Below are 23,555 nucleotides of genomic sequence, written 5' to 3' on the forward strand. Positions count from 1 at the left end.
AACGCAAGATGATGTTGATTAATCTCGTTCCTTGAAAACTGAACGAAACGAAGCGCAAGCCAATCAACTTTCTTTTGGAGAGTTTGATCCTGGCTCAGGACGAACGCTGGCGGCGTGCCTAATACATGCAAGTCGAGCGGACCGAACGAGAGCTTGCTCTTGTTCGGTCAGCGGCGGACGGGTGAGTAACACGTGGGCAACCTGCCCGCAAGACCGGGATAACTCCGGGAAACCGGAGCTAATACCGGATAACACCAAAGACCGCATGGTCTTTGGTTGAAAGGCGGCTTCGGCTGTCACTTGCGGATGGGCCCGCGGCGCATTAGCTAGTTGGTGAGGTAACGGCTCACCAAGGCGACGATGCGTAGCCGGCCTGAGAGGGTGACCGGCCACACTGGGACTGAGACACGGCCCAGACTCCTACGGGAGGCAGCAGTAGGGAATCTTCCGCAATGGACGAAAGTCTGACGGAGCGACGCCGCGTGAGCGAAGAAGGCCTTCGGGTCGTAAAGCTCTGTTGTGAGGGACGAAGGAGCGCCGTTTGAATAAGGCGGCGCGGTGACGGTACCTCACGAGAAAGCCCCGGCTAACTACGTGCCAGCAGCCGCGGTAATACGTAGGGGGCGAGCGTTGTCCGGAATTATTGGGCGTAAAGCGCGCGCAGGCGGTCCTTTAAGTCTGATGTGAAAGCCCACGGCTCAACCGTGGAGGGTCATTGGAAACTGGGGGACTTGAGTGCAGGAGAGGAGAGCGGAATTCCACGTGTAGCGGTGAAATGCGTAGAGATGTGGAGGAACACCAGTGGCGAAGGCGGCTCTCTGGCCTGTAACTGACGCTGAGGCGCGAAAGCGTGGGGAGCAAACAGGATTAGATACCCTGGTAGTCCACGCCGTAAACGATGAGTGCTAAGTGTTAGAGGGGTCACACCCTTTAGTGCTGCAGCTAACGCGATAAGCACTCCGCCTGGGGAGTACGGCCGCAAGGCTGAAACTCAAAGGAATTGACGGGGGCCCGCACAAGCGGTGGAGCATGTGGTTTAATTCGAAGCAACGCGAAGAACCTTACCAGGTCTTGACATCCCCTGACAACCCAAGAGATTGGGCGTTTTCCCCTTCGGGGGGACAGGGTGACAGGTGGTGCATGGTTGTCGTCAGCTCGTGTCGTGAGATGTTGGGTTAAGTCCCGCAACGAGCGCAACCCTTGCCTCTAGTTGCCAGCATTCAGTTGGGCACTCTAGAGGGACTGCCGGCTAAAAGTCGGAGGAAGGTGGGGATGACGTCAAATCATCATGCCCCTTATGACCTGGGCTACACACGTGCTACAATGGGCGGTACAAAGGGCTGCGAACCCGCGAGGGGGAGCGAATCCCAAAAAGCCGCTCTCAGTTCGGATTGCAGGCTGCAACTCGCCTGCATGAAGCCGGAATCGCTAGTAATCGCGGATCAGCATGCCGCGGTGAATACGTTCCCGGGCCTTGTACACACCGCCCGTCACACCACGAGAGCTTGCAACACCCGAAGTCGGTGAGGTAACCCTTACGGGAGCCAGCCGCCGAAGGTGGGGCAAGTGATTGGGGTGAAGTCGTAACAAGGTAGCCGTACCGGAAGGTGCGGCTGGATCACCTCCTTTCTAAGGACGAAAAGCGGAAGCGCCGCGGTCGGCTCTCGAAGCCAAATGTTCTTCACCCGTAGGGGTGCTTGCACCCCGAGGGGGAAGGTTATTTGGCAGAAGAGAGCCAGGCGCTGGAGCTAGACATCATGAAAAGCGGAGGCCGTTAACGGCCAACCATTAACAAATCGCGCTTTCGTTTCGTTCAGTTTTGAAGGAATGAGAATTCCTTCAAATCGTTCCTTGAAAACTAGATAACCGGAAAAGCTGAGGTGCCGCGGTCAGTTCTCGAAGCCAAATGTTCTTCACCCGCAGGGGTGCTTGCACCCCAAGGGGGAAGGTTATTTGGCGGAAGAGAGCTAGGCGCCGAAGCTAGACAATAAGGAAGAAGCCGAAACGCGCTGTAGGTTAAGCTAGAAAGGGCGCACGGTGGATGCCTTGGCACTAGGAGCCGATGAAGGACGGGGCAAACGCCGAAACGCTTCGGGGAGCTGTAAGCAAGCGTTGATCCGGAGATGTCCGAGTGGGGAAACCCCCTGCCCGTAATGGGGCAGGATCCATGCCTGAATCCATAGGGCATGGAGGGCACACCCGGGGAACTGAAACATCTTAGTACCCGGAGGAGAAGAAAGCAAATGCGATTCCCTGAGTAGCGGCGAGCGAAACGGGAACAGCCCAAACCAAGAGGCGTGCCTCTTGGGGTTGTAGGACCGCTCAGATGGGAGTGAGAAAGGAACGGGGTAGACGAACCGGTCTGGAACGGCCGGCCAGAGAAGGTGACAGCCCTGTAGTCGAAACTTCGTTCCCTCCCGAGCGGCTCCTGAGTACGGCGGGACACGGGAAATCCCGTCGGAAGCAGGGAGGACCATCTCCCAAGGCTAAATACTCCCTAGTGACCGATAGTGAACCAGTACCGTGAGGGAAAGGTGAAAAGCACCCCGGAAGGGGAGTGAAAGAGAACCTGAAACCGTGTGCCTACAAGTAGTCAGAGCCCGTTCATGGGTGATGGCGTGCCTTTTGTAGAATGAACCGGCGAGTGACGATGGCGTGCGAGGTTAAGCCGAAGAGGCGGAGCCGCAGCGAAAGCGAGTCTGAATAGGGCGTTTGAGTACGTCGTCGTCGACCCGAAACCAGGTGATCTACCCATGTCCAGGGTGAAGGCCGGGTAACACCGGCTGGAGGCCCGAACCCACGTACGTTGAAAAGTGCGGGGATGAGGTGTGGGTAGGGGTGAAATGCCAATCGAACTTGGAGATAGCTGGTTCTCCCCGAAATAGCTTTAGGGCTAGCCTCAAGGTGAGAGTCTTGGAGGTAGAGCACTGATTGGGCTAGGGGCCCTCATCGGGTTACCGAACCCAGTCAAACTCCGAATGCCAATGACTTATCCTTGGGAGTCAGACTACGAGTGATAAGATCCGTGGTCAAGAGGGAAACAGCCCAGATCGCCAGCTAAGGCCCCCAAGTGCACGTTCAGTGGAAAAGGATGTGGAGTTGCGAAGACAACCAGGATGTTGGCTTAGAAGCAGCCACCATTTAAAGAGTGCGTAATAGCTCACTGGTCGAGTGACTCTGCGCCGAAAATGTACCGGGGCTAAACGTGCCGCCGAAGCTGCGGGATGACCGTTGGTCATCGGTAGGGGAGCGTTCTAAGGGCATCGAAGCCAGACCGGAAGGACTGGTGGAGCGCTTAGAAGTGAGAATGCCGGTATGAGTAGCGAAAACAGAGGTGAGAATCCTCTGCGCCGAAAGCCTAAGGGTTCCTGAGGAAGGTTCGTCCGCTCAGGGTTAGTCGGGACCTAAGCCGAGGCCGAAAGGCGTAGGTGATGGACAACAGGTTGAGATTCCTGTACCACCTCCTTCCCGTTTGAGCGATGGGGGGACGCAGGAGGATAGGGTGAGCAGGCGGCTGGAAGAGCCTGTCCAAGCAGTAAGGCTGGCCAGTAGGCAAATCCGCTGGCCGTAAAGGCTGAGCTGTGATGGCGACGGATTTGATCCGGAAGTCCCTGATTCCACACTGCCAAGAAAAGCCTCTAGCGAGGGAAGAGGTGCCCGTACCGCAAACCGACACAGGTAGGCGAGGAGAGAATCCTAAGGCGCGCGGGAGAACTCTCGTTAAGGAACTCGGCAAAATGACCCCGTAACTTCGGGAGAAGGGGTGCTCTTTGGGGTGATGAGCCCCGAAGAGCCGCAGTGAAAAGGCCCAAGCGACTGTTTATCAAAAACACAGGTCTCTGCGAAGCCGAAAGGCGAAGTATAGGGGCTGACACCTGCCCGGTGCTGGAAGGTTAAGGGGAGCGCTTAGCGCAAGCGAAGGTGCGAACCGAAGCCCCAGTAAACGGCGGCCGTAACTATAACGGTCCTAAGGTAGCGAAATTCCTTGTCGGGTAAGTTCCGACCCGCACGAAAGGTGTAACGACTTGGGCACTGTCTCAACGAGAGACCCGGTGAAATTATACTACCTGTGAAGATGCAGGTTACCCGCGACAGGACGGAAAGACCCCGTGGAGCTTTACTGCAGCCTGATATGGAATTTTGGTATCGCTTGTACAGGATAGGTGGGAGCCAGGGAAGCCGGAGCGCCAGCTTCGGTGGAGGCGTCGGTGGGATACCACCCTGGCGGTATTGAAATTCTAACCCGCACCCCTTATCGGGGTGGGAGACAGTGTCAGGTGGGCAGTTTGACTGGGGCGGTCGCCTCCCAAAAGGTAACGGAGGCGCCCAAAGGTTCCCTCAGAATGGTTGGAAATCATTCGGAGAGTGCAAAGGCACAAGGGAGCTTGACTGCGAGACGGACAGGTCGAGCAGGGACGAAAGTCGGGCTTAGTGATCCGGTGGTTCCGCATGGAAGGGCCATCGCTCAACGGATAAAAGCTACCCCGGGGATAACAGGCTGATCTCCCCCAAGAGTCCACATCGACGGGGAGGTTTGGCACCTCGATGTCGGCTCATCGCATCCTGGGGCTGTAGTCGGTCCCAAGGGTTGGGCTGTTCGCCCATTAAAGCGGTACGCGAGCTGGGTTCAGAACGTCGTGAGACAGTTCGGTCCCTATCCGTCGTGGGCGTAGGAAATTTGAGAGGAGCTGTCCTTAGTACGAGAGGACCGGGATGGACGCACCGCTGGTGTACCAGTTGTCCCGCCAGGGGCACCGCTGGGTAGCTATGTGCGGAAGGGATAAGCGCTGAAAGCATCTAAGCGTGAAGCCCCCCTCAAGATGAGATTTCCCATCGCGTTAGGCGAGTAAGATCCCTCGAAGATGACGAGGTCGATAGGTCCGAGGTGGAAGCGTGGCGACACGTGGAGCTGACGGATACTAATCGATCGAGGGCTTAACCTAGAAAAGTGGCGGCCGGAGCTAGACAGTACGAAAAGCGGAGGCTTCTTCCCACCAAACGGTTATCTAGTTTTGAAGGAATGAATTTCCTGTTGACAAAACCAATGACATGAATATAATAATTAGTGTCTAAGTAAATAAATCATTGCCTAGTGATGATAGCGGAGAGGAAACACCCGTTCCCATCCCGAACACGGAAGTTAAGCTCTCCAGCGCCGATGGTAGTTGGGGCCAGCGCCCCTGCAAGAGTAGGTCGTCGCTAGGCAATGTTGTATCGTTCCGCAATAGCTCAGCGGTAGAGCAACCGGCTGTTAACCGGTAGGTCGTAGGTTCGAATCCTACTTGCGGAGCCATTTTTACGCTTCCATAGCTCAGTAGGTAGAGCACTTCCATGGTAAGGAAGAGGTCACCGGTTCGAGCCCGGTTGGAAGCTCCATCGTTTTTTTGGCCCGTTGGTCAAGTGGTTAAGACACCGCCCTTTCACGGCGGTAACACGGGTTCGAATCCCGTACGGGTCACTCTTTGAAATCAACCGTCCTTTTAAGGACGGTTGATTTAAAAACGTATAATTGCTCTCAAAATTGGCATACTGATTATCGAATACAATATCCCTTATGACGTTGGGCTATAGCCAAGCGGTAAGGCAACGGACTTTGACTCCGTGATGCGCTGGTTCGAATCCAGCTAGCCCAGCCATTATTTTTTTGTGCATAAAATGGTACAAGACGTAGATCAGCATTGTCCCGACGCATCTAACATCCTTGAATTAGCTAGTAGAGGAAGGGGCGGGTAGAGCTAATCGGTACTTTAGAGTGTTATCTTAACCGTGAGCCATTAGCTCAGTAGGTAGAGCATCTGACTTTTAATCAGAGGGTCGGAGGTTCGAGTCCTCCATGGCTCATCATGATGCGGAAGTAGTTCAGTGGTAGAACACCACCTTGCCAAGGTGGGGGTCGCGGGTTCGAGTCCCGTCTTCCGCTTTGAACGGGGCCTTAGCTCAGCTGGGAGAGCGCCTGCTTTGCACGCAGGAGGTCATCGGTTCGATCCCGATAGGCTCCATCAAGAGCAGTCTACTTCGCATTCCGAAGTAGACTGCTCTTTTTTTTTGCCTCTAGTCTCAGCTAAATGAAAGTAGACTAGGAAGTCCCAAAGGTATAAATATTCGAAAAAGTGTCGAGTTGAGTCATCGCCCCCGTTTCCCCTACAATAAGGGCATAAGGGGAAACGGGAAAGGAGAGAAGACAACATGAAACCAATCTCTATTATCGGTGTACCAATGGATTTAGGACAAACGCGACGCGGCGTCGATATGGGGCCGAGCGCAATCCGCTATGCAGGGGTGATTGAACGGCTGGAACGTCTGCATTACGATATTGAAGATTTGGGCGATATTCCGATTGGAAAGGTGGAGCGATTGCACGAACAGGGTGCTTCACAATTGCGTAATTTGAAAGCGGTTGCGGAAGCGAATGAAAAGCTGGCGACGGCTGTTGATGAAGTGGTCAAACGAGGTCGCTTTCCGCTGGTGTTAGGTGGTGACCATAGCATTGCGATCGGCACGCTCGCTGGAGTGGCTAAACACTATGAACGGTTGGGCGTCATTTGGTATGATGCGCACGGCGATGTTAATACTGAGGAGACTTCGCCATCTGGAAACATTCATGGTATGCCGCTGGCGGCAAGCCTTGGATTCGGTCATCCAGCGCTGACGGGGATCGGCGGATACAGTCCGAAAGTTAAGCCGGAACATGTCGTATTGATCGGGGTTCGGTCACTTGATGACGGGGAGAAGAAATTTATCCGGGAAAAAGGGATCAAAATTTATACGATGCATGAGGTTGACCGGCTTGGGATGACGAAGGTGATGGAAGAAACAATTGCCTATTTAAAAGAGCGGACGGATGGTGTCCACTTGTCGCTTGATTTGGATGGGCTTGACCCGAGCGATGCGCCAGGAGTTGGTACGCCGGTTATTGGCGGGTTGACGTATCGGGAGAGCCACTTGGCCATGGAGATGCTGGCTGAAGCGCAAATCATCACCTCCGCTGAATTTGTTGAGGTGAACCCGATTTTAGATGAACGCAATAAAACTGCCTCTGTCGCCGTAGCATTGATGGGATCACTATTTGGAGAGAAACTCGTTTGACGGGCTGCTCGGAGAGCAATGTAAAATCGCTTTTTCCTCGCTGTGATCGAGGGGAGGTCATTCTTTTGACCTCCCCTCTTTTTTCAGTTCTATGATACAATAAACATGTTGCATGAAACTTTTCTTCATCAAGCGCCGTAATATAAGATGAGCCGTAAGGGCGGGGGTATTGTATTTTATGGATCTATTTATTAAAAAAAGAATTAGGGCGATCCGAAAAGGCGACCAAAACGCATATGCCGATCTTGTCGATTTGTATAAAGATAAGATTTACCGCCTTTGTTACCGAATGCTCGGAAATCGCCATGAGGCGGAAGATGCGGCACAGGAAGCGTTCATCCGTGCTTACGTCCATATTGACACATACAATCCAAATATGAAGTTTTCGACGTGGCTATACCGCATTGCCACGAACTTAACGATCGATAAGTTGAGAAAACGAAAACCAGATGTGTATTTGGATGAGGAATTAAACGGCACGGATGGATTGACGATGCAGGCTCAGCTTCCTTCTCGCGAGGCGTCGCCTGAAGAGGCAGTGGAAAGCTTGGAACTACAGGAGACAGTCCAGCGTGCAATTGAGCAGCTGCCGGAGAAATACCGAAGCGTGATCGTACTAAAATACATCGAAGATTTGTCATTGCAGGAGATTAGTGAGATTTTAGGCTTGCCGGTTGGTACAGTGAAAACGAGGCTGCATCGCGGCCGTGAAGCGTTGCGCAGGCAACTGGGCCATTTATAAAAGGGTGGGAGACTATGGAATGTCCGAAAGAAATAGTATCACTTATGCACAGCTATCTTGACGGCGATCTTCAGCCGGATGAGGAGCTACGGCTAAAAGAGCATTTACGTTCGTGCGCCGCTTGTGCTGCCCATTTTCATGAATTAAAAAAGACGGTCGCCTTTCTACAATATGCCTCCCACGTGACCGCACCGTCATCATTTACAGCAACGGTGATGGGGGCCATGCCGAAAGAGAGAAAGACAGTGCGGCTGCGTCGTTGGTTGCACGGGCATCCACTGTTGACTGCCGCTTCTCTGTTTCTTCTTCTCACTGTAGGAAGCGTTGCTTCCTCATGGGGGGGAAAAGGCTCATTTTCCGTTTCGGCTGATGAACCTGTCATCATCCGTGACCATACGGTCATCGTGCCAAAAGGTGAAACTGTCAAAGGGGATATTGTCGTTCGCAATGGATCGATCCGGATTGAAGGAACGGTGGATGGGAATGTGACGGTGATCCGTGGGGAGAAATATATGGCATCGGCCGGGCAGGTGACAGGCGAAGTAGAGGAAATTAATCAAGTGTTTGAATGGATTTGGTATAATATTAAAGAGAAGGCCAGCCGTGCGCTCCAATCACTTGAATGATGGCAGCCATCGTCCGATGGCTTTTTCCATGACCATCAGAAGGTTGGAATTAGAGATAAAGGAAGTGTGAAGATGTCCTTCGAAGAGCTCCCCATCGTGTCGTATTTATTGAAAGTCGTCGACATCCTTGTTGTTTGGTATGTCATTTATAAATTGATTATGATGATTCGCGGGACGAAGGCCATTCAGCTATTGAAAGGTATTTTTTTAATTATTTTAGTTCGTTTTGTGAGTAATTATCTCGGACTTACTACGCTGCAATGGCTGATGGATCAGGCGATCATTTGGGGGTTTCTCGCGATCATTATCATTTTTCAACCGGAACTGCGCCGTGCCCTCGAGCAGCTTGGCCGTGGGCGACTGTTTACCCGCAGTACCGTCAATGAAGATGAAGAGAGGCTGCGGATGGTCGATGCAATTGTGAAAGCGACCGAGTATATGGCAAAACGGCGCATCGGGGCGCTCATTTCCATCGAGCGGGAGACCGGGATGGGCGATTATGTTGAAACCGGAATTATGCTAAATGCACACGTATCGTCCGAGCTGCTTATTAATATTTTCATTCCGAACACACCGCTTCATGACGGGGCGGTGATCATTCAAAAGAATCAAATCGCTGCCGCCGCTTGTTATTTGCCGTTGTCGGAGAGTCCGTTCATTTCAAAGGAGCTCGGGACGCGCCATCGCGCGGCTCTTGGTATTAGCGAAGTGACCGACAGCGTCACCGTCATTGTGTCCGAGGAGACGGGGGCGGTGTCAGTGGCGAAAAACGGCGAGCTGTACCGCGATTTAACGATCGATGAATTCCGGGAACTGTTAACAGGCGAGCTGGCTCCAGCTGCGAAGACCGCCACTTCTTCCCGTTGGCAATGGAGGGGGAAGAAACATGGATAAATTAATGGACCACCCTTGGTTTATTCGCGTTGTTTCTTTATTATTGGCCATCATGCTGTATATGTCGGCCAATGTCGGGGCGAAAACCGGGGAGCAGACGCGCAATACATTTGGCCAGGAAGATACGGAAACATTGATCGATGTCCCGGTTGTTGCTTATTATGATGAGGAGAACTTGATCGTATCTGGCGTGCCGCAATATGTAAATGTCACGCTTCAAGGTCCGGCAAGCATTGTCAAACCAACGGCGCTGCAACGGAATTTCGAAGTGTACGTCGATTTAACGGATTTGCCGTTAGGTACGTATACGGTACCGATCAAATACAAGGACGTTTCCGAGAAATTGAAAGTGAACATTCAGCCCGCTTCGGTGAAAGTGACGATCCGCGAAAAAGTATCGAAACGCTTCCCTGTCAGCGTCGAGTTTTTTAACCGAAACAAAATGCCTGATGGCTATTCTGTCGGCGAACCGACCGTTGAGCCGGGCACTGTGACGATTACTGGATCGAAAGAGCTGATCGATGATATTTCGTTTGTAAAAGCGATCGTCGACCTGGAAGGGGCGACGGAAACGTTGGCGAAAAAAGTGCGAGTTCGGGTATACGATCGCCAAGGCAATGAAATCGATGTTGAGCCGCAGCCATCAGTTGTAGAAGTGACTGTGCCGGTCAAAAGTGCTAGCAAGACTGTGCCACTTCAAGTACAAACAACTGGGGAGCTGCCGGATGGGGTGCGTCTTGTTAGCATCCATCCAGAACCGGAGCAGGTGACGATTTACGGATCAAAAGGCGCATTGGACCGGATTAAACAACTCGATGGGCTGACGGTTGACTTAGATAATGTGAAGGATGATACGACAGTAGAGCTTGATGTTCCACTTCCTGACGGGGTGAAAAGAATTGACCCGTCCAAAATCAAGGTCCACATCGATGTTGAAAAGGTGGAGAAGGCTGAGAACGAAGAGAATAAGGTTGAGAAAGATGAGGTACGAACATGGGAAAACATTCCAATTAATGTTGTCGGCCTATCGGATTCGTACCAGGCCGACTTTTTGGAGCCTGTAGGCGGAAAGATTAACGTCCGTCTCATCGGCCCGCCTGATATCGTCCGTGGTCTGACGAAAGACGACGTTCGTCTCTATGTCGATGTCAGCGGGCTTGATGCGGGTGAGCACCGAGTCACCATTCGATGGGACAAACCGGAACAAGTCCGATGGGAGCCATCGGCAGAAACAGCGATGGTCAATATTAGTGAAAAAGCAGCTGCACAATAAATTGTACAGTAAGGAGAGATTGACCGAATGGGTAAATATTTTGGCACTGACGGTGTACGTGGAGTAGCGAATCGTGAGCTGACGCCGGAATTGGCGTTTAAAATCGGCCGCTGCGGCGGATACGTGCTGACGAAAAGTGCTGAACGTCCGAAAGTGTTGATCGGACGCGATACGCGCATTTCCGGCCATATGTTGGAAGGTGCTCTTGTTGCCGGACTGCTCTCGATCGGAGCGGAAGTGATGCGTCTTGGCGTCATCTCCACGCCAGGCGTTGCCTATTTGACGAAAGCGCTCGGGGCACAGGCTGGTATTATGATTTCTGCCTCCCACAATCCTGTGCAAGATAATGGCATTAAATTTTTCGGTCCGGACGGGTTTAAACTGTCAGATGAGCAGGAGCAAGAAATTGAAACGCTGATCGACAGCCCGGAAGATATGTTGCCGCGGCCGATTGGCTCATCGCTTGGTCAAGTCAACGATTACTTTGAAGGTGGACAAAAGTACTTGCAATATTTAAAACAGACGATTGATGAGGATTTTTCTGGAATGAAAATTGCCCTCGATTGCGCGCACGGGGCGACCTCATCGCTTGCCACCTATTTGTTTGCTGATTTGGAAGCTGATGTCATCACAATGGGCGCTTCACCAAACGGCCTCAACATCAACGAAGGAGTTGGCTCGACCCATCCAGAGGCGCTGGCGGCGTTTGTCAAAGAAAAAGGAGCCGATGTGGGGCTTGCGTTTGACGGAGATGGCGACCGTCTGATTGCCGTCGACGAGCGTGGCAACATCGTGGACGGTGACCAAATTATGTACATTTGCGCTAAATATTTAAAAGAAACAGGCCGCCTCAAGCAACAAACTGTCGTCTCGACCGTCATGAGCAATCTTGGTTTTTACAAGGCGCTTGAGGCGCAAGGAATCAGCAGTGTGCAAACGGCAGTCGGTGACCGATACGTCGTCGAGGAAATGAAGAAGAACGGCTATAATCTCGGCGGTGAGCAGTCTGGACACATTATTTTCCTTGACTATAATACGACAGGGGACGGGATGCTGACGGCGCTCCAACTCGTGAATATTATGAAAATCAAAGGCAAACCGCTCTCCGAGCTGGCAGGGGAAATGAAAAAATATCCGCAGCTGCTTGTGAACGTTCGGGTGACGGATAAAGAAAAAGCGATGGAACATGAACAAGTCAAAAAGGTCATCGCAGAAGTGGAAGCGGAAATGAACGGCAACGGACGCGTCCTTGTCCGTCCATCAGGAACTGAGCCGCTTGTGCGCGTTATGGCCGAGGCCCCGACCGAGGAAGCTTGCCGTACCTACGTCGAGCGGATTGCTGATGTTATTCGTCGCGAGATGGGTGTGGAATAACCGCATGTACTGATGATTAGCCTATGCATAACCGGAACATTATGTTCTGTTTATGCATAGGTTGTTTTATATAAAAAGAAAATGAGAGTTGACGACGATGGGAATGTGCTGTAACATTAACGTTGTTGCCTTTTACTTGAAAGGAGGCGATGGCGGGGCGAAGAGCGGAAATGGATGAACAAATGGCGTGCCGCAACCGTTGGCATGCTCGACAAAGTGGAATGGTTGCACTGGTTTTGACGACAAAAAAGCGCCTGGACTAAGCGCGGGAACGGACGCGCGCTTAGTTGACGAGGAGGAGGTTTATCGAGGTTTTCGGCGGATGCCTCCCGGCTGGAGCGATGACAGCCGCAAGTCCTCTCTTAAAACAAAGGGGTGACCCTTTGGACAAAGGGGAGGATGTCATCGCACAAAACGAAAGGGGAGTCTGCCGCATTGACGGCGAGGCCCCGTTGTTCTTTGACAACTGAACATGGAAGGATCTCGTTAGCGGCAGCCTCCGACGTTAAAGGAGGAAATATTACCATGTGCGGTATTGTTGGTTATATCGGTTACCAAGATGTGAAAGAGATTTTGTTGCGCGGATTGGAAAAACTCGAGTACCGCGGCTACGATTCGGCGGGGATTGCCGTATTAAATGAGAACGGCGTTCATGTGTTTAAAGAAAAAGGACGGATTGCCGATTTGCGCCGCATCGTCGACTCGGACGTCAAAGCGACGATCGGTATCGGTCATACACGCTGGGCGACGCACGGGGCCCCAAGCCGGGTGAATGCCCACCCGCACCAAAGCGCCTCCGGCCGCTTTACGCTCGTGCATAACGGTGTCATCGAAAACTACGAAATGCTGAAACGCGACTACTTGGCTGGTGTCACGTTCCAGAGCGATACGGATACGGAAGTGATCGTCCAGCTCATCGAAAAGTTTGTGCAAGAAGGGCTGACGACGGAGGAAGCGTTCCGCAAAGCGCTCTCGCTGTTAAAAGGCTCGTATGCGATCGCGATGATTGATGCAGAAAACGAGGAAACGTTGTATGCGGCGAAAAACAAAAGCCCGCTCCTCGCCGGTCTCGGTGATGGGTTCAACGTCGTGGCCAGCGATGCGATGGCGATGCTTCAAGTGACGAACCAGTTTGTCGAACTCATGGACGGCGAAATGTTGATCGTCACAAGCGAGAACGTATCAATTCAAACGTTAAATGGTGAGAAAGTCGAACGGAAGCCATATACGGCAGAGCTCGATGCCAGCGACATTGAAAAAGGGACGTACCCGCATTACATGTTGAAAGAAATTGACGAGCAGCCGTTTGTCATCCGCCGCATCATTCAAAAATACCAAGATGACAACGAAGAATTGGCCATTGATCAAGCAATCGTCAATGAGGTGTTGAATGCGGACCGCTTATACATTGTCGCGTGTGGAACGAGCTATCATGCAGGCCTTGTCGGCAAACAATTGATTGAATCGTGGGCGAAAATTCCAGTCGAAGTGCACATTGCCAGCGAATTTTCGTACAATATGCCGCTCCTGTCGGAAAAGCCGCTCTTCATCTTTATTTCGCAAAGCGGTGAAACGGCCGACAGCCGTGCTGTGCTTGTGCAAACGAGAAAACTCGGCCATAAAGCCATTACGATTACCAACGTCCCAGGCTCGACGCTGTCGCGTGAAGCGGACTATACGCTGTTGTTGCACGCTGGTCCAGAAATCGCCGTTGCCTCGACAAAAGCATACACGGCACAAATCGCAGTATTGGCGATTTTAGCGGCGAGTGCAGCGAAAGCGAAAGGTCTCGAATTGGACTTTAACTTGATGAAAGAGCTCGCTATCGTCGCCAATGTGATGGAAATGTTGTGCGATGCGAAAGAGGAAATGGAGAAAATCGCGAGCGACTACTTAACGCTGACGCGCAACTGCTTCTTTATTGGCCGTGCGGTTGACTACTATGTCTGCTTAGAAGGCGCGCTCAAGCTGAAAGAAATCTCCTATATCCAAGCGGAAGGGTTTGCTGGTGGTGAGTTGAAACACGGTACGATCGCCCTCATCGAAGATGGCACGCCGGTCATCGCTCTCGCTACCCAAGAGCACGTCAACTTAAGCATTCGCGGCAATGTAAAAGAAGTCGTTGCCCGTGGCGCGAATCCATGCGTTATCTCGATGCGCGGCTTAGAAGGAGAAGGAGATCGCTTCATCATCCCAGCCGTCCATCCGGCTCTCACGTCGCTTGTTTCCGTCGTACCGCTGCAGCTGATCGCGTACTATGCCGCCCTGCATCGCGGCTGCGACGTCGACAAACCACGCAACTTGGCGAAAAGCGTGACGGTAGAGTGAGCGGTTCGTTGGTCGGAAAAGCTGTTGTTGAATGACAAAAAAGTCGGGTACTTGACAAAAAAGTCGGGAACCGGACAAAAAAGTTAGGTACCGAACAAAAAAGTCGGGAACTGAAAGCCTGTTGGTGAATCCAGCAGGCTTTTGTTTTTTCTATTATCTGCGGAAGATAAAGTCGCATACTGAAAAATAAAGTTATATATTCAATAAAAGTGTTGGCGAATTTTTATGCCAACAATTTTTTCTTTATTTCCGATCAAACAAATATTTGAATAATAAAAGGCATTTTGAAAGTGTTTGTAATATTGTGGTAAATTGATTAAAATCGGTCTTATTTGATTTCTATGGAAGAATAAAATTTCTTTCATCATCTGTGATGCCGCGAAGCGATGCATGGGCATCTAACGGGCAGTATAATTAAAGAAGGAATCAAATGCTAAATATCTAATATATAAAATCAATATGGATTTATATTCTAAAAATATATTTTAGGGGAGTTGTTATTCAATGTGTGGGATTTGTAACTAGACACAAAGAAAGAGATTTAGAAATTCCAAAGCATCGTCAAGATTTAATGACTGCAATTGAAAAAGATTTATTTAATGACGATGATGTATTAGCGGTTTTTTATGGTGGTTCAATCGGGAGTGAAAACATGGATTTATATTCCGACATTGACCTCCGCATCGTTGTATTACCTGAAAAATTCCAAGCATTTATCTCGAACAAAAAAAATCGCCCTAAAAAGTGGGGAAATGTTCTTTATTTTGAGGATTTAGGTCCGTTTGTAACTTATTCAATCGCTCACTATGATTGTTTCGTTAAAGTGGATACATTTTATTATAAACCTGAAGATATTCAGCCTTCCGTATGGTTGAAAAATATAAAAATTGTAAAAGATACAAACGGAATGTTGGCAGATATTTTAGATCAATCAATGGCTTTATCCTATGAACCAACAATTGAAGAATTGGAACTTTGGCGAACAAAGTTTTTTGCGTATTTTCATGAAGCTTATCGCAGAGTAATGAGAAAAGAGTATTATTATGCTTTGAAATGTATTGACAACTTACGTTTATCAATGGCAACAGCTTGGTATATGGAAGTAGGAATCCAACCAAATACGTTTGGTGATTGGGCAAAATACGAAGGGGGAAAGAAGCAAGCTAGAAGCTTGGCAACTTTCCCTCCTTGAAAGTTGGGAATGTGGTAGAAATCCCCTTGAAATTATGAATGTGATGAAAAGTATAGTTCCAGAATTTAAAAGAGTTCATAAAAATCTTTGTAATAAGCTCGGAATCGAAGAAAATTCTGAATGGATTAATGGAATTATTGATATGGTTATTTAGCAGAAACACCCGCACATTTTGCGGGTGTTTTGCTTACTGTAACTGCTAAACTAAAATGGACAGAATCCGACAAATAAAATTGAACACTCATTTACCAATTTTACTCCGAACAGCTATGATAGATGTTGAATGCTATCTAGCTGTTGGAGGGATGGAAAGGTGGATAAGTGGGAAGTGTACATGGAAATTTATCAGCTCTTAAAGCAAGGATTTAGTAAAGCCACTATCGCTAAAAAATTAAACATATCCAGAACGACATTATATAACTATTTAAAACGTTCACCAGAGGAAATGACGATATGGCTGGCTTCTACGAAGCAGCGAAGAAAAAAGTTAGACCCTTACCGAGAGATTATTTTACATTGGATTCAGAAGCATCCAGATCTATCAGCGTCTCAAGTACAAGATTGGCTGGAGGAACAATATCCCGATCTCCGTGTGGGAGAAAGTACGGTCCGCAGCTATGTGAGGAATTTACGAGAGGAGTGGAACATCCCAAAAGAAACTTCTGTCCGCCAATATCAAGCAGTGCCAGATCCACCAATGGGTCACCAAGCGCAAGTCGATTTTGGAAAAGTCAAAGTAAAAAATCAACAAGGAAAGGATATCGTGTTATATTTTATCGCCTTTGTTCTTTCGCACTCCCGTTATAAATACATGGAGTGGCTGAATCGTCCTTTTACGACGAGAGATGTCATCCAAGCGCACGAGAATGCGTTCCAATGGTTTGGGGGAATCCCAAACGAACTGGTTTACGATCAGGACAACCTGATTGTGGTCAGCGAAAATGCCGGGGATCTCATTCTCACGGCCGAATTTGAAGCCTATCGGAGACAACGAAACTTGACTCTTCATGTATGTCGAAAGGCAGATCCGGAAAGTAAGGGGAAAATCGAAAACGTCGTAGGATTTATCAAACATAACTTTGCCAAACATCGGATCTTTACTACTATCGATGCATGGAATGAACAAGGATGGAATTGGCTGCGCCGAACAGGAAACGGCAGAGTTCATAATACGACAAAAAAGAGACCGGCCGATGTGTTCGAACTCGAAAAAGCACACTTACGACCGATCTCTCCATCATTGGACGTGACTGGTGTCCCCAAAACAAACCTTACCAACAGTATAACAAGGACGGTGAGAAAGGACAATACCATTCTGTACAAATCCAATCGATACACGGTTCCGTGCGGAACCTATACATCGTTTGGGAAAACGGTGCAAATCGTCATTCAAGAGGCAGAACAAGAACTCCTGATCTATGATTTGGAAACCGGGGAATACTTAGGGAAACACCCGATCACTCACGGCAAAGGGAAACTCATTCAAAACCGGAATCATCTGCGTGATCGAGCGAAAGGGATCGATGTGTATCTCGAGAGGATTGCCCATGAATTTGAAAATCCGGATGCGGCCAAGGAGTATCTCGAACGTATACGAAAAAACTATCCACGATATATACGGGATCAATTACAGCTCATTCAAAAGCAGCTGGCTCAATCTCCACTCTCTCTGTGCAGCCAAGCGCTGCAAAAATGTATGGAATTACAGTTGTATAGCGCCTCTGCATTTACAGATATGGTCGGTTACTTACAACGACAACATAGATGGAACACTTCCGACAAAGTCGTTTCAGTGAACCGAATTCAACCATTACGTGAGGGGAACCTTTCGGTTTTGGAAGCTCAACCAGCTGTCAGAAGCATCGAAGAATATATTGAGATTTTGGAGGGAAGAACGAAATGAGCCAGCTGGCGAAAGTACAAGAGTTATTGCGAACGTTGCGTTTGACAGAAACGGCTTTTCACCTGCCTGTACTAGTGAAACAAGCAGAAACAAACGAGATGACCTATCTTCGTTTTTTTGTCCATAGTATTACAGTATGAACAAGATTGTCGGGAGAAAAAAGCACGGGAAAGGCGTCTAAAATGGGCAGCTTTCCCGTATTACAAGACATTGGACGAGTTTCAGCTGGATGAACAGCCATCACTGACAAAACGGCAATTTCATCAATTGCGGGAACTCGCATGGTTAGACCAACTTTTTAACTTAATTTTATTAGGACCGCCAGGTGTAGGGAAAACCCATTTAGCGATTGGACTTGGGATGGAGGCGATTGATCAAGGGTATAAAGTGACGTTTATTACCATGGGAGAGTTGATTCAAGCGTTAAAAACAGAAGAAATCACTCGCAAATCTCGAATTCGTCTTCAGCGTCTAAGAGAATCCAACCTCGTGATTATCGATGATCTCATGTTTATGGCGATGGATCAACGAGAAGCCAATTTGTTTTTCCATTTGATCAATGACTTGTACAATCAATCATCCATTATTTTAACGTCCAACAAGGGACCAAGTGAATGGGGAGAACTACTGGGGGATCCAGCGATCACTACAGCCGTATTAGATAGAATTATTCATCGGGCAGAGGTGATTCATTTAAACGGAGACAGCTATCGCATGAAGCATAGAATTTCCATTTTCAGCGATGAAACTGTTCAAAATTAATGAGCAAAAAGTGTTCAATTTTACTTGACGGTTACACTTACACCCATTTCTTTTTTAACTATCCCGAAAATTAGTATTTTCATCATTTGCTAGTGCCGTAAGCACGACATGGAGGTCTATCCTGAAAATGAATATTTTCATTATTCTGATGATGCCGCATAGATGCGGCATGGTTGTCTCCCAGGGAAGAACGAATGAACTTCCATCATCTGTGGTGAAGTTCGTTTCATGGTTGGCTAACGAAGCAGTTAGTCATAATAAACCGTTAATAAATTGATGAAGAAAAAGGTGTATCACTATTCGATACACCTTATTAAATCACTTAAAACATCCTTAATCCAATTGCCTTTCTAACTTCACTGATAACTTTTTGTGATGACTCTTTAGCTTTCATTCGTCCGTGTGCTAAAACATCATATACATAACTGTCTGACAATTTTTCTCTTCTTTCCCTAAACGGTTCAACGATTGAATTGATTGAATCGGATAGAATGGATTTACATTGTACACACCCTATAGTCGCATTACTGCATTGGAGCTGAATCTTTTCTAACATTTCCTTTTCAGTAAAATAAGTGTGTAAATGATAAACGTTGCACCCCTCTTTTGAAGGGTTACCTGCTTGATGTTTATAGATACGAGTGGGATCAGAATATGCCTTCTTTACTTTTCGTTGAATGGTTTCATTGTCATCTTTCATACTAATATAACTGTCGGCGTTATCTGATTTACTCATTTTCCCTTTCCCTGAAAGAGAAGGAATACGAACAGCATTTTCCATAATAGGTCTTGGTTCAGGAAAAATATCTCCATAGAGTTGGTTAAATCTACGTACAATTGTCCTTGCTATTTCCAAATGAACAAGTTGATCTTCGCCGACGGGCACAAATTTTCCTTTGTGTATAAGAATGTCTGCTGCCATCAAAACCGGATAACCTACTAATCCATAATTAACATTATCAGGGTGTTTTTTTGCTTTTTCTTTAAATGTTGGGCAACGTAATAAATCCCCTAATGGCATTACCATGCTTAAATAAGTATGCAATTCACATATTTCCTCTGCAATCGAGGATTGGACATAAAATGTAGATTTATTTGGATCGAGCCCTGCTGCCAAATAATCTTTAGCAATTTCCAAAACATTTCTCGTTAAATCATCTGGTTTAGGGTGAGTAGTTAGTGAATGAATATCACTGATAAAAAAGTATGAATTGTACTTTTCCTGTAATTCAAGGATATTCTTCATTGCACCATAGTAGTTACCCAAATGTAATTCTCCTGTAGGTCTTATTCCTGATATTAATATTTCCCTATTCATCAAAATCCCTCCATTTTGTTGTAGTTTTAATGTTTTGAATTGAAAAAGACGTCCACCAGCCGTCTTCCATGACTAATCACTCCTTTTAGACAACTAAATAAAAAGGCTTTCCATCCACTTGCCAAAGGACGGAAAGCCGCGGTGCCACCTTTGTTCGTTTGTAAAACAACAAACGCACTTTTAGGGTACGGAAACGTAAATTACGTTTCGATACCTTGTCTCTTTTAACGGTGAGACTCTCCGCCAAAACCTACTCTAAATTTCGGTCTGGTTGCTCCGAAGCCCATTCAACATGGTTTCCACACTGATTTGCACCAACCATCAGCTCTCTGAAGTGTCCGCCATGCCTACTATTCTTCATCATCACAAAGATATATGGAATTTTTTTATTTATTATAATCACACGGTAGAATGATTGCAATGTTTTTTTACTAAATTATACAAAAAATCAGTATTTTCATCATTGCTGGTGCCACATAGATGCGGCATGGTTGACTCCCATGGAAGAAAGAATTAACTTCCATCATCTGTGATGAAGCTCGCTTCATGGTTGGCTAACGGGTGCTTTGTTGAATAACCTACATTAAATATAAAAGAGATTGGAACGTTTTCTTGTAACGTTTTTCAAGCTCTTTTATTGATTTGAATTATACTGTGAATTCATTGTGAAAATTGTGCGATTTTACCTGTGACTCAACCTGCGTTTTACTGTTTTGCACCTGACAAGTGAGGTCAAGTCCAAATTATTGTGTAAATTCCCCTTTGATAGACAACATGGACCTGATGACTTGACGTATGGTAGGTAAGACCGGAAAGTCTCCCTGCCGGTCGCCTTCCCGGACAAATGATCATGTTGTCAAGGAACAGGCGTGTCAAGGAGCTTTCGCGGCATATCCTCGCTTCGCTCCGGTATTCCACGTTCTCCTTGACACGGCGTAGAGGTTATCCCACTCTCTTGATCGCCGGAGCCTCCTGATTCACCGATCGGACTCCTTGCTCTTTCGTTTTCCGCCACTGCCAATATTCAGCCATATCCAAGTATTTGCGCCCTGACATCCATTTTTCATCGATTTCGATCAACACGGCACCAACGAGGCGATACACCGATTCCCGGTTCGGAAAGATGCGGATGACCCGTTCTCTGCGGCGAATTTCTTCGTTCAGCCGTTCCACTCCGTTGGTCGTGCGCAGGCGCCGCCGGTAACGGTCCGGATAGTCCAATACGGCGGTGGCGTCTTCGAATCCCTCTTCGAGGATTTGCATGGCTTTTGGGGCTTTTTCTTCCCATTTGGCCAGCACTTGTTCCAATAACAGCCGGGCCGTTTGCTTATTTGGAGCATGAAGAATCCCACGAATCTCCTCGAGCAAGGCATCCTGCATATACTTTGGTGCGGCATCGAGGATATTGCGAATAAAATGTGTCTGGCATCGTTGCCATGTAGCGCCTTGGAAATGCTTTTCAATGGCTTGCACCAGCCCACCGTGCTGATCCGAGATGATCAAGTCCACTCCCCGGAGTCCCCGGTCTTTCAGCCATCCGAAGAACTCGCTCCAGCTGGACTCCGATTCACTGTTTCCGATTTGCAGGCCAAGAATTTCTCGATATCCTTCCTCATTCACTCCTGTAGCGATCAACACGGCTCTGGAGCGTACTCGTCCATCCTCCTGGACTTTCGTATAAATAGCATCTACTAGCACAAACGGATACACGTGTTCATGAAGGGAACGATAATTCCAGTCTTGGATAATCGGATCCAGTCCCTTGCACAGTGAGGAGACCGTGGACTTGGAAAACGAAGTGCCGCATAATTCCTCCGTGATTTGAGTGATTTTTCGGGTAGACACCCCGTTTACCACCATTTCCATTAGTGCCAGTACCAGTGCTTGTTCGCTCCGTTGATACCGTTGGAACAGTTCCGTAGAGAACTCCCCATCTCTTGTCCGTGGAACGCGCAAGGTCAACCGTCCCACCCGGGTCGTCAGCTGGCGTGGATACGAACCGTTTCGATAGCCTTTTCGTTCTTCCGTTCGTTCATAACGGCGAGCTCCCAGCTGTTCTTCTACTTGTGCCTCGAGGATTTGATTGAGGACTTGTTCCAATAGCTTAGCTAATCCCTCATCTCTGGTGAATAACCCGTGCAAAAGTTCATCATTTAGGGTAATATGATATTGAGCCATGGTTGCATTCCTCCTTATGTTTGGTGTTTTTGGTCCACTGTTTATTCTACCAAAGGGGAAGCAACATGGCTCTTTTTCTATTTCCCTTTTTACACAATTATATGGACTTAACTATTATCAGCAGAACGGAAAAGTCGAGAAGAAAACAGTAGGTGGGGGACGTCCAACACCCGGCTACTCTCTAACGGCAACTGGCGAAAAAGTGTCAGACGAACAAATCCAAGAATGGCTCTCTGAGCTTGTGATGGGAGAAGGATTTGCCTACGGATATCGCAAGCTGACCATTCAGTTAAGAAGAGACCATCAGCTTGTGATCAGTAAGAAAAAAGTATATCGATTGTGTAAAGCGATGGACTTACTACGTCCGCAGCGAGAGAAACGGATTCCATATCCGAAGAAACTCGCTCGAAATCGCATTATTACAGGCTCGAATCAGTTATGGGAAATGGACGTGAAATACGGATATATCGAAGGAGAAGAACGCTTTTTCTTTGTTTTGTCGCTCATCGATGTGTATGACCGTTCGGTAATTGATTACCATATTGGGTTGAGTTGTTCAGGAAGCGATGCCGTAAAGACGCTTCAAAGAGCGTTATTCAAGCGTCAGCAATTTGAACAGGCAAATAAACCTGTGATTCGGACAGACAACGGCCCGCAATTTATTTCTCATGCCTTTGAAGCTGCCTGTGAGCGATTTGGAATCGAACATGAACGGATTCCACCACGGACGCCGAATATGAATGCACATATTGAAGCGTTTCATCGTTTACTGGAGGAGGAATGTCTAGGAAGAATGGCGTTTGACAGCTATGAAGAAGCTTATCAAGCCGTGATGGAGTACATGAAATTTTATAACGAGCGAAGGATTCATTCGAGTATTCTCGATCTTCCACCGCGTGAATTTTACAAAAAAGCGCAAACGGAATCGTTAATCATCAAAGAAGTTCGCGTATAAGGCAAGAGGATTTTGTCTTCTTGCCAAGAAAAAACGAGAAATTTTGAGAATAACCTAAAATTAAGATAGGATGTGTCCAAATTTAGGGGGTCAATCCGGTTAAGTGACAAAAAAGTTGTATACTGGACTCTTTAAAATGAGGGTGTCCCATTTTCTACTTTTGGGACACCCACTTTTTTTAAGGGGGATTCTTCCATCCACTTTTCCAATAAAGGATTATGCCATCTTTCGTTTTCTTGAAAACTTGTGTTCGTCCGCTGTATTGTAAGTTGTGAAATCTCCCTATGTTTCTTAAAAATGAAAAGCTAGACAGATATAATTAGCTTGGATAAAATGGAAAATAAGAACATCTACACAACTGAAAAACACGATTTTTATGGAAGGAGGAGTTCCATACATGGATGCCAAGGCGAAAAAAACGGCTTTACGTGGAATTACATACGGTTTATACATTGTCGGCACAAAAGATGAAAACGGTACTGCCAATGCTTTTGCGGGAAACTGGCTGACACAAACGTCTTTTAATCCTCCATTGGTAGCGGTTGCAGTGAAAGTAGGCACCCGTTCCCAAGAGCAAATTGCCAAAAGTGGCGTATTTAGCGTCAATATTTTGGAAACAGGCCAGAAGGATATGGTCACCGCTTTCTTTAAATCTTTAGAACCGGAAGGAAATAAGCTGGCAGGGTACGAATTCTATACCGAAGAAACAGGATGTCCGATTTTTAAAGATGCGCTCAGCTTCTTTGAGTGCAAAGTTGTCGAAAAAGTAGAAAAAGGCGATCACTATATTTATGTAGGCGAAGTCATTAATGCCGGTGTGCATCGGGAAGGAGATCCGCTGACACTGAAGGAAACCGGATTTTATTACGGAGGGTGATTGGGGTACTCCTAACGTACAAGACTGTTATAAGCGGTTGCGAAAGG

The 23,555-nt window shown here is 47.9% G+C and carries 12 protein-coding genes, 7 tRNA genes, 3 rRNA genes, 2 pseudogenes and 1 other annotated feature; of the genes and pseudogenes, 22 read left to right on the top strand and 2 right to left on the bottom strand.

The features are described from left to right. Window positions 1-71: 71 nt before the first annotated feature. The 20 genes and pseudogenes from IC804_RS10645 to istB all read left to right on the top strand — a co-directional run bounded on the left by IC804_RS10645 (window position 72) and on the right by istB (window position 18,180). Window positions 72-1,629 (top strand): 16S ribosomal RNA (locus IC804_RS10645). 385 nt (window positions 1,630-2,014) lie between these two features. After that, window positions 2,015-4,943: ribosomal RNA gene (locus IC804_RS10650) — 23S ribosomal RNA — on the top strand. Between the two features lie 145 nt (window positions 4,944-5,088). Further along, window positions 5,089-5,205 (top strand): 5S ribosomal RNA (gene rrf / locus IC804_RS10655). Together the 16S, 23S and 5S rRNA genes with 7 tRNA genes alongside form the textbook arrangement of a ribosomal RNA operon. 13 nt (window positions 5,206-5,218) lie before the next feature. Next, window positions 5,219-5,293 (top strand) — tRNA-Asn (locus tag IC804_RS10660). A gap of 7 nt (window positions 5,294-5,300) precedes the next feature. Continuing rightward, window positions 5,301-5,376: transfer RNA gene (locus IC804_RS10665), tRNA-Thr, on the top strand. Window positions 5,377-5,386: 10 nt separating this feature from the next. Next, a tRNA-Glu gene (locus IC804_RS10670) sits at window positions 5,387-5,458 on the top strand. Between the two features lie 103 nt (window positions 5,459-5,561). Beyond that, a tRNA-Gln gene (locus tag IC804_RS10675) sits at window positions 5,562-5,636 on the top strand. Window positions 5,637-5,768: 132 nt separating this feature from the next. After that, a tRNA-Lys gene (locus tag IC804_RS10680) sits at window positions 5,769-5,841 on the top strand. Window positions 5,842-5,848: 7 nt separating this feature from the next. Then, window positions 5,849-5,920: transfer RNA gene (locus IC804_RS10685), tRNA-Gly, on the top strand. Between the two features lie 6 nt (window positions 5,921-5,926). Beyond that, window positions 5,927-5,999: transfer RNA gene (locus IC804_RS10690), tRNA-Ala, on the top strand. A gap of 187 nt (window positions 6,000-6,186) precedes the next feature. Then, window positions 6,187-7,086 (top strand): arginase, encoded by a 900-nt coding sequence (rocF, locus tag IC804_RS10695; RefSeq protein ID WP_008881531.1) that lies wholly within the window; start codon window positions 6,187-6,189, stop codon window positions 7,084-7,086. A 178-nt stretch (window positions 7,087-7,264) separates the two neighbouring features. Next, complete coding sequence (sigW, locus tag IC804_RS10700; RefSeq protein ID WP_029761591.1) at window positions 7,265-7,828, top strand: RNA polymerase sigma factor SigW; 564 nt, start codon at window positions 7,265-7,267, stop codon at window positions 7,826-7,828. A gap of 14 nt (window positions 7,829-7,842) precedes the next feature. Further along, entirely contained in the window at window positions 7,843-8,454 is a 612-nt protein-coding gene (rsiW, locus tag IC804_RS10705) for an anti-sigma-W factor RsiW (protein WP_008881529.1), read from the top strand. Between the two features lie 72 nt (window positions 8,455-8,526). Then, window positions 8,527-9,348, top strand: a complete 822-nt coding sequence (cdaA, locus tag IC804_RS10710; RefSeq protein ID WP_008881528.1) for a diadenylate cyclase CdaA — start codon at window positions 8,527-8,529, stop codon at window positions 9,346-9,348. Continuing rightward, window positions 9,341-10,621 carry a CdaR family protein gene (locus tag IC804_RS10715; protein ID WP_008881527.1) on the top strand — a complete coding sequence of 427 codons (1,281 nt, stop codon included), beginning with the start codon at window positions 9,341-9,343 and terminating at the stop codon, window positions 10,619-10,621. The genes cdaA and IC804_RS10715 overlap by 8 nt, the downstream gene beginning before the upstream one ends. Window positions 10,622-10,648: 27 nt before the next feature. Beyond that, complete coding sequence (gene glmM, locus IC804_RS10720) at window positions 10,649-11,995, top strand: phosphoglucosamine mutase (protein WP_008881526.1); 1,347 nt, start codon at window positions 10,649-10,651, stop codon at window positions 11,993-11,995. Between the two features lie 525 nt (window positions 11,996-12,520). Continuing rightward, the gene (glmS, locus tag IC804_RS10725) at window positions 12,521-14,323 is read left to right on the top strand and encodes a glutamine--fructose-6-phosphate transaminase (isomerizing) (RefSeq protein ID WP_081157586.1); all 1,803 of its coding nucleotides are present in this window, start codon (window positions 12,521-12,523) and stop codon (window positions 14,321-14,323) included. 508 nt (window positions 14,324-14,831) lie between these two features. Beyond that, window positions 14,832-15,669: pseudogene (locus IC804_RS10730) on the top strand (aminoglycoside 6-adenylyltransferase). 159 nt (window positions 15,670-15,828) lie between these two features. Further along, on the top strand, window positions 15,829-17,418 hold the full coding sequence (istA, locus tag IC804_RS10735) for an IS21 family transposase (protein WP_311088183.1): 1,590 nt from the start codon (window positions 15,829-15,831) through the stop codon (window positions 17,416-17,418). Further along, window positions 17,415-18,180, top strand: a pseudogene (istB, locus tag IC804_RS10740) (IS21-like element helper ATPase IstB). Before istA ends, istB begins: the two are co-directional and overlap by 4 nt. Before the next feature lie 322 nt (window positions 18,181-18,502). Here istB and trpS read toward each other — a convergent pair. Continuing rightward, window positions 18,503-19,498, bottom strand: a complete 996-nt coding sequence (gene trpS, locus IC804_RS10745) for a tryptophan--tRNA ligase (RefSeq protein ID WP_060475512.1) — start codon at window positions 19,496-19,498, stop codon at window positions 18,503-18,505. Window positions 19,499-19,619: 121 nt separating this feature from the next. After that, window positions 19,620-19,871: a binding site (T-box leader), on the bottom strand. A gap of 569 nt (window positions 19,872-20,440) precedes the next feature. Beyond that, the gene (locus IC804_RS10750) at window positions 20,441-21,676 is read right to left on the bottom strand and encodes an IS256 family transposase (RefSeq protein ID WP_099233062.1); all 1,236 of its coding nucleotides are present in this window, start codon (window positions 21,674-21,676) and stop codon (window positions 20,441-20,443) included. A 16-nt stretch (window positions 21,677-21,692) separates the two neighbouring features. Here IC804_RS10750 and IC804_RS10755 point away from each other — a divergent pair, with 16 nt between their 5' ends. Both IC804_RS10755 and IC804_RS10760 read left to right on the top strand, forming a co-directional pair. Next, window positions 21,693-22,631 (top strand): IS3 family transposase, encoded by a 939-nt coding sequence (locus IC804_RS10755; protein WP_190300599.1) that lies wholly within the window; start codon window positions 21,693-21,695, stop codon window positions 22,629-22,631. 397 nt (window positions 22,632-23,028) lie between these two features. Beyond that, window positions 23,029-23,508: a flavin reductase family protein gene (locus IC804_RS10760; protein WP_011886640.1), complete on the top strand. Its 480-nt coding sequence runs from the start codon at window positions 23,029-23,031 to the stop codon at window positions 23,506-23,508. Window positions 23,509-23,555 lie beyond the last annotated feature (47 nt).

The organism is Geobacillus sp. 47C-IIb (assembly GCF_014679705.1).
GTDB lineage: Bacteria > Bacillota > Bacilli > Bacillales > Anoxybacillaceae > Geobacillus > Geobacillus thermodenitrificans.

Excerpts from the sequence above, each read along its gene's own strand:
- IC804_RS10715 (WP_008881527.1), top strand. The coding sequence starts at position 9,341 with ATGGATAAATTAATGGACCACCCTTGGTTTATTCGCGTTGTTTCTTTA.
- trpS (WP_060475512.1), bottom strand. The coding sequence starts at position 19,498 with ATGAATAGGGAAATATTAATATCAGGAATAAGACCTACAGGAGAATTA.
- sigW (WP_029761591.1), top strand. The coding sequence starts at position 7,265 with ATGGATCTATTTATTAAAAAAAGAATTAGGGCGATCCGAAAAGGCGAC.
- glmS (WP_081157586.1), top strand. The coding sequence starts at position 12,521 with ATGTGCGGTATTGTTGGTTATATCGGTTACCAAGATGTGAAAGAGATT.
- IC804_RS10760 (WP_011886640.1), top strand. The coding sequence starts at position 23,029 with ATGGATGCCAAGGCGAAAAAAACGGCTTTACGTGGAATTACATACGGT.
- rsiW (WP_008881529.1), top strand. The coding sequence starts at position 7,843 with ATGGAATGTCCGAAAGAAATAGTATCACTTATGCACAGCTATCTTGAC.
- glmM (WP_008881526.1), top strand. The coding sequence starts at position 10,649 with ATGGGTAAATATTTTGGCACTGACGGTGTACGTGGAGTAGCGAATCGT.
- IC804_RS10755 (WP_190300599.1), top strand. The coding sequence starts at position 21,693 with ATGTTTGGTGTTTTTGGTCCACTGTTTATTCTACCAAAGGGGAAGCAA.
- cdaA (WP_008881528.1), top strand. The coding sequence starts at position 8,527 with ATGTCCTTCGAAGAGCTCCCCATCGTGTCGTATTTATTGAAAGTCGTC.
- rocF (WP_008881531.1), top strand. The coding sequence starts at position 6,187 with ATGAAACCAATCTCTATTATCGGTGTACCAATGGATTTAGGACAAACG.
- IC804_RS10750 (WP_099233062.1), bottom strand. The coding sequence starts at position 21,676 with ATGGCTCAATATCATATTACCCTAAATGATGAACTTTTGCACGGGTTA.